This is a genomic window from Pseudarthrobacter sp. rb (assembly GCF_056389225.1).
In genome coordinates, this window is record NZ_JBWJAR010000016.1 from 84,630 (window position 1) to 102,146 (window position 17,517).

The following is a 17,517-nucleotide window of genomic DNA, read 5'->3' on the forward strand; positions in this document are numbered from 1 at the left end:
GGTTGTGTATACACTGATGCTGTCACCGAGGAAGGAGAGCAGCATGCGCGCCAGCGACAAGGCCTACGCGGCCCTGCGGGACGACATCATCGAATGGCGCCTCGCTCCCGGTACCGTCCTGGCCGAGGTGGAACAGTCCGAACGCCTTGGTGTGTCGCGCACGCCCCTCCGCGAAGCACTGGGCCGCCTGACGGCGGAAGGGCTGACGACGGCGGGCGGCCGCGGCGTCGTGGTCACCGACATCTCCCTCGAGGACATCGACGAACTGTTCGAACTGCGCGAAACCCTTGAGGGCAAGGCCGCCGCCCTGGCCGCCCGGCGCGGTGACGCTGCCACGTTCGAGCACCTGCAGCGCGAACTGCTCAATGCCCCCGCGCTGATCAGCGGCGGGGACCCCGCCCTGCATGACTATTACGAACTGGTGGGCAGGCTGGACGCAGCCATCGACGCCGCCATCTCCAACTCCTACCTGGCCCAGGCCATGCGAAGCCTGCGCGTGCACCTGGTCCGGATCCGCCGGCTCGCAGCGGACGACGCCCGCCGCCTCACCGCCGCAGCAGCCGAACACGCCGCCATCGCCGAGGCCATCGCGGCAGGCAACCCGAAGCTCGCCGAGGCGGCGACGATCGTCCACCTGCACCGAAGCCTCTCCCACGTCAAAGCAACCCACGCATCCCATCCGAAGGAGCACCATGGTTAAGGAACACCACGTCCGCGTCTACAAGAGCGAAGAGAACCTGCCCCGCGAGGACCAGCTCGCCTACAAGATCGCCCAGGTCGCCGCCGATCCCGTGGCCGTCTCCGACGAAGTCACTGACATGGTCATCAACCGCGTCATCGACAACGCCTCGGTGGCCATTGCTTCCCTGAACCGCGCCCCGATCGTCGCAGCCCGGGCCCAGGCGCTCACCCATGGTCCCAGCACCGGCGGCAAGGGCTCCAAGGTCTTCGGCATCGAGGAACGGGTTGCACCGGAATGGGCTGCCTGGGCCAACGGCGTGGCTGTACGGGAACTCGACTACCACGACACGTTCCTCGCCGCCGACTACTCCCACCCCGGTGACAACATTCCCCCGATCCTCGCCGTGGCCCAGCACGTTGGGGCCAGCGGGCACGACCTCATCCGCGGCATCGCCACCGGCTATGAGATCCAGGTCAACCTGGTCAAGGCCATCTGCCTGCACAAGCACAAGATCGACCACGTAGCCCACTTGGGTCCCTCGGCCGCCGCCGGCATCGGCACCCTGCTGGGCCTCGACGTCGAGACCATTTTCCAGTCGGTCGGGCAGGCACTGCACACCACCACCGCAACCCGGCAGTCCCGCAAGGGCGAGATCTCCACCTGGAAGGCCCATGCCCCGGCGTTTGCCGGCAAGATGGCCATCGAGTCCGCGGACCGGGCCATGCGCGGCCAGACCTCACCCGTGCCGATCTACGAAGGCGAAGACGGCGTCATCGCCTGGATGCTTGACGGTCCGGACGCGTCCTACATGGTCCCGCTCCCCACTCCGGGCGAAGCCAAGCGTGCCATCCTGGACACCTACACCAAGGAACACTCCGCCGAATACCAGGCGCAGGCCTGGATCGACCTGGCCCGCAAGCTCCACCGGGAACACCCCGAGGTGACCGACCCGGCCAACGTCGAATCCGTGCTGATCAAGACCAGCCACCACACCCACTACGTGATCGGCTCCGGCGCCAACGACCCCCAAAAGTACAGCCCCACCGCCAGCCGGGAAACCCTGGACCACTCCATCCCCTACATCTTCACGGTCGCCCTGCAGGACGGCGCCTGGCACCACGTGGACTCCTACGCCCCGGCCCGCGCCGCACGCCCGGACACCGTGGAGCTGTGGCACAAGGTCACCACGGTGGAGGATCCGGAATGGACCCGCCGCTACCACTCCCTCGACATTGCCGAGAAGGCTTTCGGCGGCTCGGTGGAGATCACGCTCAAGGACGGTACCGTCATCACCGACCAGATCGCCGTCGCCGACGCCCACCCCCTCGGCGCCCGGCCGTTCGCCCGCGAGCAGTACGTCAACAAGTTCCGCACCCTCGCCGCGGGGCTGGTGGAGGAAGCCGAGATCGAAAGGTTCCTGGCCGCCGTCGAACGCCTCCCCGAGCTCGCCGCCGGTGAGCTGGACCAGCTCAACATCACCGCCGCCCCCGGCGTCATCGACCTGGCGGCGGCACCGAAGGGACTCTTCTGATGCTGTATTCGAAGACCACCCCGGAGCAGAAGCGGATCCGGTTCCGGGAGCTGCTGTCTTCCGGGACCATCCAGCAGTTCCCGGGCGCATTCAACCCGCTGTCCGCCCGGCTGATCGAGGAGAAGGGTTTCGCCGGCGTCTACATCTCCGGCGCCGTCCTGGCGAACGACCTGGGCCTGCCGGACATCGGCCTGACCACGCTGACCGAGGTGGCCACCCGGGCGGGGCAGATCGCCCGCATGACGGACCTGCCCTCGATCGTCGACGCCGACACCGGCTTCGGTGAACCGATGAACGTGGCCCGCACCGTGCAGGAGCTGGAGAACGCCGGCCTGGCCGGATGCCACATCGAAGACCAGTTCAACCCCAAGCGCTGCGGCCATCTGGACGGCAAGAACGTGGTCGACCTGGACACCGCCACCAAGCGGATCAGGGCCGCCGCCGACGCCCGCCGCGACCCAAACTTCCTCATCATGGCCCGCACCGACATCCGGGCCACCGATGGGCTGGAGGCGGCGCAGCAGCGAGCCAAAGCCCTGGTTGAAGCCGGCGCGGATGCAATCTTCCCCGAGGCCATGAAGGACCTGGGCGAGTTCAAGGCCATCCGGGACGCGGTGGACGTGCCGATCCTGGCCAACATGACCGAGTTCGGCAAGAGCGCACTCTTCACCGTGGATGAACTGGCGGGCGTGGGCGTCAACATGGTCATCTACCCGGTGACGCTGCTCCGTAGTGCCATGGGCGCTGCTGAGCGTACTCTGGAATCGATCAAATCCGACGGCACCCAGGAGGCACAGGTTCCAAGCATGCTGACCCGTGCCCGGCTCTACGACCTCGTTGACTATGAGGCCTACAACCACTTTGACACCGGGGTGTTCAATTTCCGGATCCCCGGAAGCTGACATCCCGCCCGCACACCACGCCGGACGCCGGCATCTGCCGGACAGGGCCTTTGGAGCAAGGCCTTGGGAACACCGGCTTCAGGAACACAGGCTTTAGGAACAAAGGAGTTTCAGCATGGCTGAAAATGAGATCAAAAAGGGCCTCGCCGGCGTCGTGGTGGACTACACCGCCGTCTCCAAGGTCAACCCTGACACCAACTCCCTGCTCTACCGCGGCTACCCCGTCCAGGAACTGGCCGCCCGGTGCAGCTTTGAGGAAGTGGCCTACCTGCTCTGGAACGGCGAACTGCCCACCAAAGAGCAGCTGGCGGAGTTCACCGCGCGGGAACGCGCCGGACGTGCCCTTGACCCGGTGGTCAAGCAGGTCATTGACGCCTTGCCGGTGACCTCGCACCCGATGGATGTCTGCCGGACGGCGGCCTCCGTGATGGGTGCCAGGCACCCGTTGGCCGAGGACTCCTCGCGGCAGGCCAACATGGCCAAGGCCGTGGACCTGTTCGCCGCCATGCCGGCCGTCGTGGCCTATGACCAGCGCCGCCGCCACGGCCAGGACGTCATTGAGCCTCGTGAGGACCTGGGCTATTCGGCGAACTTCCTGTGGATGGCCTTCGGGGAGGAACAGGTGCCCGAGGTGGTGGAGGCCTTCAACGTCTCGATGATCCTCTATGCCGAGCACTCCTTCAACGCGTCCACCTTCACGGCCCGGGTGATCACCTCGACGCTGTCGGACCTGCATTCGGCAGTGACCGGAGCGATTGGCGCACTCAAGGGTCCATTGCATGGCGGCGCGAATGAAGCCGTGATGCACACCTTCGACGAGATCGGCATCCGGCAGGAAGAGTCCCTCGAGGAAGCAGCGGCACGGGCGAAGGCCTGGATGGAGGACGCCCTGGCGCAGAAGAAGAAGGTCATGGGGTTCGGCCACCGCGTCTACAAGCACGGCGATTCCCGGGTTCCCACCATGAAGGCGGCCCTGGACAAGATGATCGCCCACTACGGCCGTCCCGAGCTGCTGGGACTCTACAACGGCCTGGAAACGGCGATGGACGAGGCGAAGGCCATCAAGCCGAACCTGGACTACCCTGCCGGCCCCACGTACCACCTGATGGGCTTCGATACGCCCACGTTCACGCCCCTGTTCGTGGCAAGCCGGATCACTGGCTGGACTGCGCACATCATGGAGCAGCTGGACGCCAACTCGCTGATCCGGCCCCTGAGCGAATACAACGGGGTGGAGGAACGGCACCTGCCCTAGCGTTTGGCAGGAACGTGCGACGGCGGGGGGCACTGCGGTGCCTGACCCGCCGTCGGTTTTTAACAACCAGGAGTCTGCCTCATCAGCCCAGGAGGCTATGGGATGACGCGACGGTCTCGTTGTCGGTGTGCATGGTGACCACCACGCTCACCCTGCGGCCCTCCAGCACCACGGGCAGCCAGTGGTCCGCGTCCTGCCACATGCGGTCCACCGGCAGGGTGTCCACCCGGAACCACTCGGGCAGGATTTCGTCGCTGGGTTCCGGTTCGCCCTCCCAGGTACGGGCGGTGAACAGCGTGGTCTTCATGTTCCATTCCGGGCGGGCGGGAAAAAGGAAGTGGACCGATCCGGCATCTGCCAGGTCCTCCACCTGCAGCACCACCCCGGTCTCTTCAAGGACTTCCCTGATCACGGCCTCCGCGTCGGTCTCTCCCGGTTCCACATGGCCGCCGATGCCAACGATTTTGCCTTTGCCGAACCCGGTCTGCTTGAGTCCCAGGAGGACTTCGTCCCCGTTGTCCCCGTCACGGAGCAGGAAACAGAGGGTGACCTGGGAGGATTCCATGTGCACAACCCTATAGCTGCCGGCGGCCCCTGAAGCTATCCGGCGGCCGGGCCGTCGCCAACCAGTTGCTGCCGGAGTTCCACCGGAAGCCCTTTGGAGGCAAAGTCGCGGTCCATCGCTTCCTGGGGCGTGAGGCCTTGATTGTTCAGTGCCTGGAACTCCCAGTTCAGGACGCTGGCAGTCTGCTGGCGGAAATCGCATAGGAACCGGCCGTCCTGCAGCTTCGCGATCTGGTACCAGGCGTTGCCGCCATCGAGCTGAAGGGCCTTGGCTCCCTCATCCGAGATGGAGAAGGCCAGCCAACCGCCGGCACAACCCAGGACGGTGTAGAGATGCTGTTGGTCTGCGGGAATCGGAAAGATGATGCGCTGCTGGTCGCTTCGCTGCAGGTCCACGTTGTCCATGGTGCAGGGCACACCGCCGGTGCTCAAGCCACCGGCCGCAGGGCTCCCTGATGGAGCCGCGGAGGATGACGCGGTGGCAGTGGGTTGTTCACTGGCAGACGGTGTGGCTGACGGGCTGGCCGGTGCAGGGTTCCCGGTTGCCTCCGGGGGCGCCAGGCCGGGCCCGGGCATGGGCCGCTGTGTCATGGCCCCGCCCACGTACACCGCGCCGGCCACCGCTGCGGCTGCCAGCACGGTCGCAGCAGTCGTCCGGACGGCTGTCCGTCCCCGCCGGTTGCCGCGTTCCGGTGCCCGCGCCGGACGGATGACTTCGGTTTCCCCAAAAGCCGCCAAGGCCTGGGCCGTATCGCCTGCGGCCACCTTATTCGGTGCCGCCGGCCGGGGTTTGGCGGCCTTCATCAACTGCTCAATGCGGTCCATGGCTAGTCCTTCCGTTCGGTCATGAGATGTGCCGGTGCCGCCTTGGCGAAAGCCCGGCGTGCACGGTGCAGCCGTACGGCAGCAGTTGAGGGAGAACATTCAAGGGCCTGGCCGAGTTCGGGGAGGGTCAGGTCATCCCAGTAGCTGAGCATGAGGATCTCGCGGTCCCGTTCCCGAAGGCGGCCAAGGACCTCCGCTACCGCGGCCTGTTCCCCGGTTTCCTCCTGCAGGACGTTGCCGCGTGCCTCGTCCTGCAGCCGGTCAAGAAGTTCCTGGCGGCGGCGACGGCCCCTGTATTCATTACCGAGCACATGCCGGGCCGTGGCGAGCAGCCAGCCGATGCCGGGCGGCTCCGGAAGTTGTTTCTGCCAGGCAATGCGGAACACGTCGGCCGCCAATTCCTCGGCCCGGCCCGAGTCGCTGATGCGGCACGCGATGTACCGGTAGACCCGCCCCGAATGCTGGGAATGCAGATCGATGAATGCCTGCTCTTCCGCTGCCAACATAGTATTTCCCCCCGGACACTGGTGACTTCTTCTTGAAGACTAAGTGTCCCGGGCGGGGCTGTTTCTTACAGCAGCGGGAAAATTCGTGGTACGGATCGCTGCGACCGTCAGGGCAGGACCCGGCTAGCCGAGCGCCCGTGGATGTGCCGCGGCGTAGATCTCGCGGAGTGTGTCGGCAGTGACCAGCGTGTACACCTGGGTGGTGGTCACCGACGCATGGCCCAGCAGCTCCTGCACCACGCGGACGTCGGCGCCGCCTTCGAGCAGGTGCGTGGCGAATGAATGCCGCAGCGTGTGCGGCGAAACATCGCGGGTGATGTTGGCCTTCTCCGCCGCCGCCTTCAGGATGGTCCAGGCACTCTGCCTGCTGATCCTGCCGCCCCGGGCATTGAGGAACAGCGCCGGCGTTCCCTTTCCCTTGGCGGCCAGCAACGGACGCCCGCGGACCAGGTAGGCATCCAAAGCCCGGGCCCCGTACGAGCCCAGCGGCACCAGCCGTTCCTTGGACCCCTTGCCGAACAGGCGGACAATGGCGGGCCCGGATTCCGGCGCGGCCAGGGAGATGTCGTCAACGTCCAGGCCCACCGCTTCGCTGATCCTGGCGCCGGTGGAATAGAGGAATTCCAGCAGGGCGCGGTCCCGCAGTCCCGTGGCGGTGTCAGTTCCCGCCGCTTCGAGGATGCGCGTCACCTCGTCAACACTGATGGCTTTGGGCAACCTCTTGCCGGCCATCGGCGGGTGCACTTCGCTGGCCGGATCCGTGGGCGTGTACCCCTCCAGGGCCCAGAACTTGTGCAGGCCCCGGACGGCCACCACCGTCCGCGCCGCGGAGCGCACGCCCAGGGTGGAGCCGCCGTCGGATCCGTCCGAGAGGGCACGGACGTATCCCGTCACGTGGTGCCGGGTGACATCGCCGGGACGGGTACAGCCGGCGGCGGCGAGGTACCGGGCGTAGCGGGCGAGGTCCCGCCGGTAGGCTGCCAGCGTGTTCACGGCAAGGCCCCGTTCCACGCCCACGTGCTGGAGATAGTCAGTGATTCCGCGGTCGATCGCGGCCGGTATTCCGGCCGGGACAGCGCCGGCCAAGGCTGCTCCGGCCGCTCCACCGTTGGCAGTGCCGGGGTTCGGAGCCGGTTCGACCTCCGGAGCCGCTTCAGCCGAGGGACCCGGAACCATCAGCGCTGGCTGGGGTGTGCGGGCCAGGGGGCGTCGGCTGGACGAAGTCCTTCATAGTTGCCGGCCCGGGCCGCAGCGGCGGCAAGGATCCCGACGACGGCGGACGGGTTGTGCAGGCGGCCTGCCAGGACAGAGGCCACGGCATCGTCCAGGCTGATCCAGTGGAACTCGATCTCCGCTTCCTCGTCCGTCCGCTCGTGGCGCTCGTGGTGAGGCACCTCGGTGAGGTCACGGGCCAGATAGATCCGGATGGCCTCGCTGGAGGATCCGGGGGAATTGAAGACATCGGCCAGGACATTCCATGTCCCGGCTGCCAGGTCCGCTTCCTCAGCGAGTTCCCGCGCCGCCCCCACCACGAAGTCTTCGCCTTCGACGTCCAGCAGGCCCGCGGGGACTTCCCAAAGGTCCATGCCCACGGGGTGCCGGTACTGCTTCAGCAGCAGGATCTGCCCTTCGCCATTCATGGGCAGGACGGCGACAGCGCCCGGGTGGTCGATGTAGTCGCGGGTGAGGGCGTCCCCGGACTCGGAGAGCTGGAAGGTGTCACTGACAACGTCCCAGATCCGGCCCTGGTAGACCTTCTCCGTAGACAAAAGACGGCGCGGGCTTGGTGCATCCCAAACCTGTTTGGCAGGGGTGGCTTCAGGTGTACCAGGCATCGCGCCGTCCTTTTTGTTCTATTGACTACTTAGCGGTAACGGTACCTGATGCTGCAGGCTCCCCCGCCGCGGCCGCAGCCGTGTCGGCAGCGCCCTCGTGGCCGGCACCCTGGTGGCCTGCACCCTGGTGGTCAAGGGCAGCCTTGACCAGTCCGGCGAACAGCGGGTGCGGGCGGGTGGGCCGCGAGCTCAGTTCGGGGTGCGCCTGCGTCGCCACGTAGTACGGGTGGACGTCGGCAGGCAGCTCAACGAATTCGACGAGCTTGCCGTCCGGGGACGTGCCGGAGAAGACCAGGCCCTTCTCGGCAATCTGCTGGCGGTACTTGTTGTTCACCTCGTAGCGGTGCCGGTGGCGTTCGCTGACCGTGGTCTTGCCGTAGGTACCGGCGATGACCGAGCCCTCGTCCAGCTTGGCTTCGTAAAGGCCAAGGCGCATGGTGCCGCCCAGGTCGCCACGGCCTTCAACGAACTCCAGCTGCTCCTCCATGGTGGCGATGACCGGGTACTTGGAATCCGGCTCGAACTCGCTGGAAGAAGCACCCTCCAGGCCCACCACGTTGCGGGCGTACTCGATGACCATGCACTGCAGGCCAAGGCACAGGCCCAGCACAGGCAGCTTGGTCTCGCGGGCGAACTTGAGTGCGCCCAGCTTGCCTTCGAGGCCCCGGATACCGAAACCGCCCGGCACGCAGATGGCGTCCACGCCGTCGAGCGCCTTCATGGCACCCTCACGGGTCTCGCACTCGTCCGAGGGGACCCAACGGATCTTGACCTTGGCCTCGTTGGCGAAGCCGCCGGCACGCAGGGCTTCGGTCACCGAGAGGTAGGCGTCCGGAAGGTCGATGTACTTGCCCACCAGGGCGATTTCGACCTGGTGCTTGGGGTTGTGGACGGCTTCCAGGAGACGGTCCCAGCTGGTCCAGTCCACGTCCTTGAACGGCAGGTCCAGGGCACGGACGATGTAGGAGTCCAGGCCCTGGGCGTGCAGGGTCTTGGGGATGTCGTAAATGCTGGGGGCGTCCGGGCAGCCGATGACGGCTTCGAGGTCGACGTCGCACATGCGGCCGATCTTGGCGCGCATGGCTTCGGGGATCTCGCGGTCGGAGCGGATGACAATGGCTTCGGGCTGGATGCCGATGGAGCGCAGGGCCGCTACCGAGTGCTGGGTGGGCTTGGTCTTCAGTTCCTGCGACGGTCCGATGTACGGGACCAGTGACACGTGGACGAAAAAGACGTTGCCGCGGCCCACGTCCTGGCGGACCTGGCGGGCCGATTCGAGGAACGGCTGGGATTCGATGTCGCCAACCGTGCCGCCGATTTCGGTGATGATGACGTCGGGGGCGTTCTTGCCTTCGGCAGGCAGCCGCATGCGGCGTTTGATCTCGTCCGTGATGTGCGGGATGACCTGGACGGTGTCACCCAGGTATTCGCCACGCCGTTCCTTGGCGATCACGGTGGAGTACACCTGGCCGGTGGTCACGTTCGCGGAACCTTCAAGGTTCTCGTCGAGGAAGCGCTCGTAGTGCCCGATGTCCAGGTCTGTTTCGGCGCCGTCGTCGGTGACGAAGACCTCACCGTGCTGGAAGGGGTTCATCGTGCCCGGATCCACGTTCAGGTAGGGATCGAGCTTCTGCATCGTGACGGACAGGCCGCGTGCCCGGAGCAGGTGACCGAGGCTGGAGGCCGTCAGTCCCTTACCGAGTGAGGACGCCACACCGCCGGTGACGAAGATGTGCTTGGTCATCTTGGAGGAGCCCGGGAACCGGGAATTTACACGGGAATTTGATCGCTGCACCACGGAATTCGAGCCTATCATCAATTGAGCCTTCCACGGATCGGGCCGAACCTGCACCCAAGCGTTCCAGTCTGCTGGGATGGGGCCACTGAATCAAGAGGCGTCCATCCGGATAGTCCAAAGCCAGCCCGCCCGCTCCCCCGCTTTTTGCCGCGTCAGGCCCGCTGTGGCAGGAGTTTGGCGTCGTCCAGCAGTTCCTGGGCGTGGGCCTGGGCGGACTCGGAGTCCTCCTGGCCGGCCAGCATGCGGGCGAGCTCACGCACGCGTTCCGGCCCGTCAAGGAGGCGGACGTCACTGGAGGTGAAGCCGGTGGCCGTGCCGCCGTCGGCTCCCCTGACGGACGTTTTGGTCACGGTGATGTGCTGGTCGGCAAAGGCGGCCACCTGGGGAAGGTGCGTGACTACGAGCACCTGGACGTGGCGTGCCAGCATGGCCAGCCGGCGGCCGATCTCGACGGCGGCACGTCCGCCCACACCGGCGTCGACCTCGTCGAACACAAACGTGGGAACGGGGTCGACGGCGGCGAGCACCACCTCGATGGCAAGCATCACCCGGGACAATTCACCACCGGACGAGCCCTTGCCCAGGGGCCGGGCCGGGGCACCGGAGTGCGGCTGCAGCAGGAAGGTGATTTCGTCCGCGCCGTGGAGGCCCAGTTGCCCGGAGGGCTCGAGGTTGATCACCAAGGTGGCGTCGGCCATGGCCAGGGCCTTCAGTTCGGCGCTTACCCGGGCAGAGAGGTCCTTGGCGGCCTTGGCCCGGATCTTGCTGATGGCCGCCGACTGCTTGGTCAGTTCTGCTTCGGCGCGGACCACCTCCGCGTCGAGGGCTTCGATGCGGGAGGAGTCGTCCTGCAGCTCGTCGTACCGGGCGCGGGCCTTTTCGGCCCACTCCAGCACTTCGTCGATGGTTGGGGCGTATTTGCGGACCAGCTTGGCCAGGGCTGCCCGCCGGTCCTCGATCTCGGCGAGCCGTTCCGGGCCCTCCGAGTCCAGGCCGGCCTGGTAACTGGCCAGTTCGGTGGCGATGTCATTGAGCAGGAAGCCCACTTCCGCCAGCCGCGCGGCGGCGGAACCGAGTTCGGCGTCGTGCTCGGCCACATGCTCCAGGGTGCGTTTGGCGGAATCCACCAGGGTGGTGGCGTCACCGGTCTCGCCGAAGTCCTCGGCGATGAGGGCCTGGTGTGCCGTGCTGGCGGCAATCCGCAGTTCCTCCACGTTGGCGAGCTTGACGGCCTCGGCCTTCAAAAGCTCGTCCTCCCCCGGCTGCGGATCCACCTCGTCGATTTCGGCCAGGGCCGCCTCCAGGGATTCGGCTTCGCGGAGCCGGTCCCGTGCGGCGCTCTGCAGGCTGTCCAGTTCTGCCTGGCTGGCCTTCCACCTGCTGTACAGCTCCTGGTACGCGGACAGCGGTCCGGCCAGGCTGTCCCCGGCGAACTTGTCCAGGGCTTCCCGCTGGGCCGTGGCGCTTTTGAGCCTGATCTGGTCCGACTGACCGTGCACCACCACCAGCGACTCGCCGATCTCGGCCAGGACGCCCACCGGCGCAGCCCGCCCACCGAGGAACGCACGGCTTCGGCCGTCCGCACCCAGTCGGCGGGCCAGGATGAGCTCAGCGCCGCCGTCGAACTCCTCGGCTTCGGCACCGGCATCAAGCGCACGGGCGATGGCCGGATGTCCGGCGTCAAGCTTGAGCACCGCTTCCGCGGTGGCACTTTTCGCCCCGCTACGGACTGCACCGGCATCCGAACGCGCTCCCAGCAGCAGTCCGACGGCGGTGACCACCATGGTCTTGCCCGCACCGGTTTCACCGGTTACCACGCTCAGTCCAGGGCCGAGCGGCAGCGTTGCGTCCGTGATGACGCCCAGATCGCGGATTCTCAGTTCTTCAAGCATGGCTTCACTTCGCAGTCGACGGATCGGGATCGCTGCCAGGGTTCTCCGCATGCGGTACCGGCAGCGGCGGCATGGGCCGTGGCGTCCGCACGATGGGGATGGGACCGGTGTGCACGGCATCGGACTTGGGCACCGGGCCGCGCCAGCCGTGGATGGGCAGCTCGAACTTGCGGACCAGGCGGGCCGAGAAGGGGGTCTGATGGGTGCGGGCCAGGCGGACCGGGGTGGCCGATTTGGTGACTTCCACGCGGGCGCCGGGCGGCAGGTCCACCGAGCGCCGGCCATCGCACCACAGGACCCCCTGGGCGTCGGTCCGCCCCAGCACCTCAACAGCGAGCCTGGACCGGGGCGATACGACCAGGGGCTTGGCGAAGAGCGCATGCGCGCTGATGGGCACGATCACCAGCGCCTCCACCTCCGGCCACACCACGGGGCCACCGGCGGAGAATGCGTAGGCCGTGGAGCCCGTGGGGGTGGCCAGCACGATGCCGTCGGAGCCGAAGGACGTCAGCGGGCGCTCGTCCACCTCGGTCACGACTTCCAGCATCCGTTCGCGGTTGGCTTTCTCGATGGCGGCCTCGTTTAAAGCCCAGGTGTGCCAAATCTTCTGGCCGCGGACCCAGACCTGGACATCGATGGTCATCCGCTCTTCAACGGTGTACTCGCGGCTGGCGATCCACTCCACCGTCTGGGCAAGGTCCGCCCGCTCGCTTTCTGCCAGGAAGCCCACATGGCCCAGGTTCACGCCCAGCAGCGGCACGTCCACCTCGCGGACCAGCTCAGCGGCCCGGAGGATGGTTCCGTCGCCGCCAAGGACCATGACCAGTTCCACATCGGGCAGCTGGACATGGTCGTGGAGCACCTCCACCGGCTGGGCCAGGTGCCCGAAGAAGCGTTCCATGTCGCCCAGTTCGGACTCCTGCATCACGGGGACCATGCCCGAAGCATGCAGCAGGGCGCAGGCTTCCCAGGCGGCCTTCAGTGACTCCTCGCGGCCGGTGTGGGCAAGGACCAGTACACGCCTGCTCATCAGGTTCCGCTCTCTAGTGGTTCGGCCAGATTTGTCTGAGCAAAGCAGCAGCTGCTGCCTCACGCTCTTCGATCTTAGGCAAGTCTTGGGTGATCCTGCGTTTTATCCACAGGAAGTATTCGACGTTTCCGTCCTGTCCGGGCAGCGGACTGGCCGCCAGGCCGCACAGGTCCAGGCCGGCGTCGAGCGCTGCCCTGGCCACCTTCTCCACCGCCATCCGCCGCTCGCGCTCCGACGTGACGACGCCGGTGCGGCCCAGGCGGTCCTTGCCGATCTCGAACTGTGGCTTGACCATCAGCACCAGGTCGCCACCGGGCTCGGTGCAGTCAGCCAGCGGCTGCACCACGAGGGTGAGGGAGATGAAGGAGAGGTCGGCGACCGTCAGGGCGGCCGGGCCGCCGATGTCCGCGGGCGCCATGTACCGGACGTTCATGCCCTCGTGGACCTCCACGCGGGGGTCGTCCCGGAGGTGCGGCACCAGTTGGCCGTGCCCGACGTCGACCGCCACCACGTGTGCGGCCCCCCGCCTCAGCAGGACGTCCGTGAAGCCGCCGGTGGAGGCACCGGCGTCGAGGCACCTTTTGCCTTGGGCCGATACGTCCGGGAACGCGTCCAGGGCGCCGGCCAGCTTGTGCCCCGCACGGCTGGCGTAGGTGTCCCGGTCATCATGTTCGACGGCCAGGTCCCGGCTGTCATCAACCTGCAGGGAGGCCTTGGATAGGACCTGGCCGCCGGAACTGACCTTGCCCTCGGCGATCAGCGAGGCTGCGTGCGTCCGCGACCTGGCCAGTCCGCGGGCCACCAATGCCTGGTCGAGGCGGACCGGCATCAGGCGGCCCCGCCGGCTTTTTCGCTGCCTGCGGGTTCGCTGTCTGTCGGTTCGCTGTTGAGGGCGGCCAGCAGTTCATCGTGCAGCACGTTGTACACGGCTTCGTGCTCCGCTGCCGGCATCCCGGGCAGGTCGAAAAGCCTGGCGGTGGCCTGTGCCACCTGCGGATCCCTGATGTCCTGCCCGCGGGCCTGCGGCCACTCCGGGGCCGGCTGGGCTGTCGGATGGTCCGGTTCGGTCAGCTCGGTCATTGAACCAGTCTAGTGATCCAGCCACACCAGCTTGGGCGCCTGCGGGGCTGCGGCGTCAGGCGTCATGGCCCACCATGCCGCGCATGCCGCGCGCCAGGAGTTGAGGTCGTCCTGGCTGCCGATGATGCCCACGGCTCCGTTCGCCACCCGCGCTGTCGACTGCCCGCACGTGTAGGTGCCGTCGTCGTGCGTTATCTCCGGGTACGGCCGGTGCAGGTCCGTAAGGTTTTCGATGATGTAAGCGGGACGTTCCAGGGCGCGGGCCGCCAGGATGGTCTCGCGCGAGTCGACGCCGGTCAGGACAGCCACGGTGGCGAAGCCGGCATTATTGCCGCCCAGGATGTCCGTGTCCAGCCGGTCGCCCACCACCAGGGGGCGCCCGGCGCCAAGCCGCTTGGCAGCCGAATGGAAAAGCGGCGCTTCCGGCTTACCCGCGACTTTCGGCTGCTGCCCGGTGGCCGCAGCGACTGCAGCCACCAGGGTGCCGTTTCCGGGGGCGATGCCGCGCGCCTGGGGAATGGACATGTCTGTGTTTGTGGCTACCCAGAGAGCACCGGCGTTCACCACGTAGGTGGCTTCCGCCAGGTCCTTCCAGCCAATGGCCGGGCTGAAACCCTGGACCACGGCGACCGGGTCCTCGTCCTGGCCGGCCACCGGCACCAGGCCTGCCAGCTCAATTTCGCGGGCGAGGGCCGGGCTGCCGGTGATGAGGATCCTTGACCCCGGCGCCAGCATCGAGGCGAGCAGCTCGGCCGCCGCCTGGGACGAACTGACCACCTGGTTGTCCTCCGCCGGCGCTCCAAGCTCACGGAGATGCGCTGCCACTTCCGCCGGTGATCGGGAGGCGTTGTTGGTGACATAGCCCAGGCCAATGCCCAGCCCGGAAAGCTGCTTCAGCGACTCAACAGCTCCGGGAATGGCGTGGGGCCCGGCGTAGACCACGCCGTCCAGGTCGGCGAGGAGTGCGTCGAAGCGGGAAACCAGGGAAACATCGCTCATCTGTGTTCAGTCTTCCCGGCGGTCTTCGTCGTGCTCGATGCCTGCGTTGTCCCGGGCAGCGGCGTCGTCCGCGTCGTCGGCGGCCACGGAGTCGTCAGCATCGGCGTCGTCGGCGGCCACGGAGTCGAGCTCGTCGTGTTCCACCGAGTCCTGGTCCGATTCTGCGTCGTCGGAAACGAAGTAGTCGGCATCCTGGTCGTCGATGCTGCTGTCCTGCGAGGACTTCGCCTCGGCTGCGCGGGCGCTCCCGGCAGTTGCCTCCGTGGGACCTGCTGCGGGCGTTTCGGCCCCAGCGCCCGTGGAGGCGCGGTCCAGCATCCGGCGGCGTTCTGCCTCTTCCCGGGCTTCCTCTTCCTCGTCCCAGCCGAGGTCGATGATTTCGGGTTCCTCGTCGGCGCCCAGGCCCAGGGCATTTTCTGCCACCACGGCCTGCCGGCTCCACTTCTGCGACTCGTCTTCGCGTCCCACCGCAGCCAGCGCGTCGGCGTAGGCGCGGAAGAGGCGCGGACTGTATGAGAATGCGCGGTTCATGTCCAGCTGCGGGATTTCAAGTTCGGCTACTGCCGCGTCCAGCTGGCCCAGGTCGGTGCGTGCACCGGCCGCGACGATTGCCAGTTCCACCTTGCCGGGGGCATCCAGGTCCTGGGCTTCCTCCGAGCGGGCCACATCCAGGGCGCGGTCGGGGCGTCCCAGGCCACGCTCGCAGTCCGCCATGATGGGGAGGTGGACGTTGGAACCACTGATACGGCGGAAGGTGCGGAACTCGCGCAGCGCCTCACCGTAGTGCCCGGCGGCGTAGGCAGTCAGGCCAACGGCTTCACGAACAGCGGCGAGCCGGCCGCCGCGGCGGCTGGCTGCCAGGGCGTGCTGGAAGGCAAGCTCCGGCTCGTCATCGATGAGGCGGCCGGCCATCACCAGGTGGCGGGCCACCCATTCCGAGCTCTTGGCTTCGAGGGTCTTGATTTGGTGCTGGGTGGCGCGGTCCAGCTCCTTGCCCGTAACGTCTTCATCGATTTCGGGTGAGCGTTCCCGGTCTGGGCGGTTGGCGCTGCGGAGGTCAGCGGCGTTGGGCACGCGGACAGGACGGTCTTCCTGGCGGTCGCGGCCAAAGCTGCGGGGGCCGGCGCCACGGCCGGACTCGGCGCGGGAGTCACCGCGGTCGAAGCTGCGGGGTGCGCGGTCCTGCCGGTCCCCGAACGGCTTGCGGTTATCGCCGCCACCAAAACCACGGCGGTCGCCTTCACTGTCGCGGCGCGGACGGTCGCCAAACGGCTTACGGTCACGGTCACCGAACTGGCGACGGTCGCCTTCACCGTCGCGGCGCGAACGGTCACCAAACGGCTTACGGTCACGATCACCGCCTGCAAAACCACGGCGGTCGCCTTCGCCGTCGCGGCGCGGACGGTCATTAAACGGCTTGCGGTCGCGGTCACCGAAAGGCTTGCGGTCACGATCGCCAAAAGGCTTCCGCTCGCCACCGCCGGCACCGCCGCCAAAACCGCGACGGTCGCCTTCACCATCGCGACGGGGACGGTCACCAAAGGGCTTGCGGTCACGGTCACCGCCCGCAAAACCACGGCGGTCACCCTCGCCTTCGCGACGGGGACGGTCACCGAAAGGCTTACGGTCACGATCACCAAACTGGCGACGGTCGCCTTCACCGTCGCGGCGCGAGCGGTCACCAAACGGCTTACGGTCACGGTCACCGAACGGCTTCCGCTCGCCACCGCCGCTAAAACCGCGGCGGTCGCCCTCGCCATCGCGGCGCGGACGGTCACCAAACGGCTTACGCTCGCCACCGCCGGCAGAGCCGCCGCGGGAGAAGTTGTTGCCATCGCGGTCGGACCGGGACCGGAATCCGCGGGGCTCACCGCCGGAGTTGTTGTTGCCGCGGAACGCGCCCCGGTCGTTGCCGCCGTTGCCACCGTTATGCTCGGCCATGTGGATTCCTCCTGTTGTGAGCCGACCACTGGCACAACTGCAGCCGCTCGTTTCGTTTCCTACGCAACCCGAAATCAAGCGCTTCGAAGTCCGTACATCTTCATCAATTCTAGTGGAGCCACCAAATCCCCCGGGACAGTGCGGGCCCTGGGACCGGTATCGTGGCCATCTTCACAACGGGGACAGCCTGCCGCTGCCCGGTGCAACCGAGCCGCAGGCATGAGCTCCGCCCGCCGGACGCCGCCGGCAGCTCACGCGTGCGGTGTTTTGTTTGTTAAATGTGGGAGGCCCCAACCGTGTGTGGTTGGGGCCTCGACCTTGAATGATGTTCCGGCGGTGACCTACTCTCCCACACCCTCCCGGGTGCAGTACCATCGGCGCTGTGGGTCTTAGCTTCCGGGTTCGGAATGGGACCGGGCGTTTCCCCCACGCTATGACCGCCGTAACCCTTTTACCCGTCACCAACCCGTGTGGGGGGTGGTGTGGGAAATCTGTGGTTACAACATGTGGTGTTGTATGTAGTTGTGTTGGTTCCTACCGTGCCCGTGTTGGGGGTTGTTGGTTGGGAACCACATAGTGGACGCAAGCAGAATTTTGTATGTATCTGTGTGGTGTAAGTTATTGGCCTATTAGTACCGGTCAGCTTCACGAGTCGTTAGTCCTCGCTTCCACATCCG

The 17,517-nt window shown here is 67.0% G+C and carries 16 protein-coding genes and 1 rRNA gene; 4 read left to right on the top strand and 13 right to left on the bottom strand.

Annotated features, from left to right (window positions below):
- Nucleotides 1-43 precede the first annotated feature (43 nt).
- The 4 genes from ACWRN3_RS18195 to ACWRN3_RS18210 all read left to right on the top strand — a co-directional run bounded on the left by ACWRN3_RS18195 (nt 44) and on the right by ACWRN3_RS18210 (nt 4,370).
- Entirely contained in the window at nt 44-700 is a 657-nt protein-coding gene (locus ACWRN3_RS18195) for a GntR family transcriptional regulator (RefSeq protein WP_476741497.1), read from the top strand.
- Nucleotides 693-2,213 (top strand): MmgE/PrpD family protein, encoded by a 1,521-nt coding sequence (locus ACWRN3_RS18200; RefSeq protein WP_476741498.1) that lies wholly within the window; start codon nt 693-695, stop codon nt 2,211-2,213. The genes ACWRN3_RS18195 and ACWRN3_RS18200 overlap by 8 nt, the downstream gene beginning before the upstream one ends.
- On the top strand, nt 2,213-3,115 hold the full coding sequence (gene prpB, locus ACWRN3_RS18205) for a methylisocitrate lyase (protein WP_255175099.1): 903 nt from the start codon (nt 2,213-2,215) through the stop codon (nt 3,113-3,115). The genes ACWRN3_RS18200 and prpB overlap by 1 nt, the downstream gene beginning before the upstream one ends.
- 115 nt (nt 3,116-3,230) lie before the next feature.
- Nucleotides 3,231-4,370 (top strand): bifunctional 2-methylcitrate synthase/citrate synthase, encoded by a 1,140-nt coding sequence (locus ACWRN3_RS18210; RefSeq protein ID WP_324644736.1) that lies wholly within the window; start codon nt 3,231-3,233, stop codon nt 4,368-4,370.
- An 82-nt stretch (nt 4,371-4,452) separates the two neighbouring features.
- Here ACWRN3_RS18210 and ACWRN3_RS18215 read toward each other — a convergent pair whose 3' ends face one another.
- From ACWRN3_RS18215 to rrf, 13 genes are all read right to left on the bottom strand, one after another.
- On the bottom strand, nt 4,453-4,935 hold the full coding sequence (locus ACWRN3_RS18215) for an 8-oxo-dGTP diphosphatase (RefSeq protein WP_476741499.1): 483 nt from the start codon (nt 4,933-4,935) through the stop codon (nt 4,453-4,455).
- Nucleotides 4,936-4,970: 35 nt separating this feature from the next.
- Nucleotides 4,971-5,759 carry a hypothetical protein gene (locus ACWRN3_RS18220; protein ID WP_476741500.1) on the bottom strand — a complete coding sequence of 263 codons (789 nt, stop codon included), beginning with the start codon at nt 5,757-5,759 and terminating at the stop codon, nt 4,971-4,973.
- Nucleotides 5,760-5,761: 2 nt separating this feature from the next.
- A complete protein-coding gene (locus tag ACWRN3_RS18225; protein WP_255175095.1) occupies nt 5,762-6,265 on the bottom strand; it encodes an RNA polymerase sigma factor in 504 nt (167 codons plus the stop codon).
- A 123-nt stretch (nt 6,266-6,388) separates the two neighbouring features.
- On the bottom strand, nt 6,389-7,441 hold the full coding sequence (xerD, locus tag ACWRN3_RS18230) for a site-specific tyrosine recombinase XerD (protein WP_476741501.1): 1,053 nt from the start codon (nt 7,439-7,441) through the stop codon (nt 6,389-6,391).
- Nucleotides 7,441-8,100: an NUDIX domain-containing protein gene (locus ACWRN3_RS18235; protein WP_476741502.1), complete on the bottom strand. Its 660-nt coding sequence runs from the start codon at nt 8,098-8,100 to the stop codon at nt 7,441-7,443. The genes xerD and ACWRN3_RS18235 overlap by 1 nt, the downstream gene beginning before the upstream one ends.
- 25 nt (nt 8,101-8,125) lie before the next feature.
- Nucleotides 8,126-9,916: a CTP synthase gene (locus ACWRN3_RS18240; RefSeq protein ID WP_476741503.1), complete on the bottom strand. Its 1,791-nt coding sequence runs from the start codon at nt 9,914-9,916 to the stop codon at nt 8,126-8,128.
- 134 nt (nt 9,917-10,050) lie between these two features.
- A complete protein-coding gene (recN, locus tag ACWRN3_RS18245; protein WP_476741504.1) occupies nt 10,051-11,790 on the bottom strand; it encodes a DNA repair protein RecN in 1,740 nt (579 codons plus the stop codon).
- 4 nt (nt 11,791-11,794) lie between these two features.
- Nucleotides 11,795-12,820, bottom strand: coding sequence for an NAD kinase (locus ACWRN3_RS18250; RefSeq protein WP_159632284.1), 1,026 nt, complete (start codon nt 12,818-12,820; stop codon nt 11,795-11,797).
- Between the two features lie 13 nt (nt 12,821-12,833).
- Entirely contained in the window at nt 12,834-13,649 is an 816-nt protein-coding gene (locus ACWRN3_RS18255) for a TlyA family RNA methyltransferase (protein WP_476741505.1), read from the bottom strand.
- Nucleotides 13,649-13,900: a hypothetical protein gene (locus ACWRN3_RS18260; protein WP_476741506.1), complete on the bottom strand. Its 252-nt coding sequence runs from the start codon at nt 13,898-13,900 to the stop codon at nt 13,649-13,651. The genes ACWRN3_RS18255 and ACWRN3_RS18260 overlap by 1 nt, the downstream gene beginning before the upstream one ends.
- A 9-nt stretch (nt 13,901-13,909) precedes the next feature.
- The gene (locus ACWRN3_RS18265) at nt 13,910-14,899 is read right to left on the bottom strand and encodes an HAD-IIA family hydrolase (RefSeq protein ID WP_476741507.1); all 990 of its coding nucleotides are present in this window, start codon (nt 14,897-14,899) and stop codon (nt 13,910-13,912) included.
- Nucleotides 14,900-14,905: 6 nt separating this feature from the next.
- A complete protein-coding gene (locus ACWRN3_RS18270; protein ID WP_476741508.1) occupies nt 14,906-16,840 on the bottom strand; it encodes a tetratricopeptide repeat protein in 1,935 nt (644 codons plus the stop codon).
- Between the two features lie 328 nt (nt 16,841-17,168).
- Nucleotides 17,169-17,285: ribosomal RNA gene (gene rrf / locus ACWRN3_RS18275) — 5S ribosomal RNA — on the bottom strand.
- Between the last annotated feature and the right edge of the window lie 232 nt (nt 17,286-17,517).

What these genes read in the sequence shown, in the direction of transcription:
- ACWRN3_RS18195 (WP_476741497.1), top strand. Translation starts at nt 44, where the DNA reads ATGCGCGCCAGCGACAAGGCCTACGCGGCCCTGCGGGACGACATCATC.
- ACWRN3_RS18200 (WP_476741498.1), top strand. Translation starts at nt 693, where the DNA reads ATGGTTAAGGAACACCACGTCCGCGTCTACAAGAGCGAAGAGAACCTG.
- prpB (WP_255175099.1), top strand. Translation starts at nt 2,213, where the DNA reads ATGCTGTATTCGAAGACCACCCCGGAGCAGAAGCGGATCCGGTTCCGG.
- ACWRN3_RS18210 (WP_324644736.1), top strand. Translation starts at nt 3,231, where the DNA reads ATGGCTGAAAATGAGATCAAAAAGGGCCTCGCCGGCGTCGTGGTGGAC.
- ACWRN3_RS18215 (WP_476741499.1), bottom strand. Translation starts at nt 4,935, where the DNA reads ATGGAATCCTCCCAGGTCACCCTCTGTTTCCTGCTCCGTGACGGGGAC.
- ACWRN3_RS18220 (WP_476741500.1), bottom strand. Translation starts at nt 5,759, where the DNA reads ATGGACCGCATTGAGCAGTTGATGAAGGCCGCCAAACCCCGGCCGGCG.
- ACWRN3_RS18225 (WP_255175095.1), bottom strand. Translation starts at nt 6,265, where the DNA reads ATGTTGGCAGCGGAAGAGCAGGCATTCATCGATCTGCATTCCCAGCAT.
- xerD (WP_476741501.1), bottom strand. Translation starts at nt 7,441, where the DNA reads ATGGTTCCGGGTCCCTCGGCTGAAGCGGCTCCGGAGGTCGAACCGGCT.
- ACWRN3_RS18235 (WP_476741502.1), bottom strand. Translation starts at nt 8,100, where the DNA reads ATGCCTGGTACACCTGAAGCCACCCCTGCCAAACAGGTTTGGGATGCA.
- ACWRN3_RS18240 (WP_476741503.1), bottom strand. Translation starts at nt 9,916, where the DNA reads ATGATAGGCTCGAATTCCGTGGTGCAGCGATCAAATTCCCGTGTAAAT.
- recN (WP_476741504.1), bottom strand. Translation starts at nt 11,790, where the DNA reads ATGCTTGAAGAACTGAGAATCCGCGATCTGGGCGTCATCACGGACGCA.
- ACWRN3_RS18250 (WP_159632284.1), bottom strand. Translation starts at nt 12,820, where the DNA reads ATGAGCAGGCGTGTACTGGTCCTTGCCCACACCGGCCGCGAGGAGTCA.
- ACWRN3_RS18255 (WP_476741505.1), bottom strand. Translation starts at nt 13,649, where the DNA reads ATGCCGGTCCGCCTCGACCAGGCATTGGTGGCCCGCGGACTGGCCAGG.
- ACWRN3_RS18260 (WP_476741506.1), bottom strand. Translation starts at nt 13,900, where the DNA reads ATGACCGAGCTGACCGAACCGGACCATCCGACAGCCCAGCCGGCCCCG.
- ACWRN3_RS18265 (WP_476741507.1), bottom strand. Translation starts at nt 14,899, where the DNA reads ATGAGCGATGTTTCCCTGGTTTCCCGCTTCGACGCACTCCTCGCCGAC.
- ACWRN3_RS18270 (WP_476741508.1), bottom strand. Translation starts at nt 16,840, where the DNA reads ATGGCCGAGCATAACGGTGGCAACGGCGGCAACGACCGGGGCGCGTTC.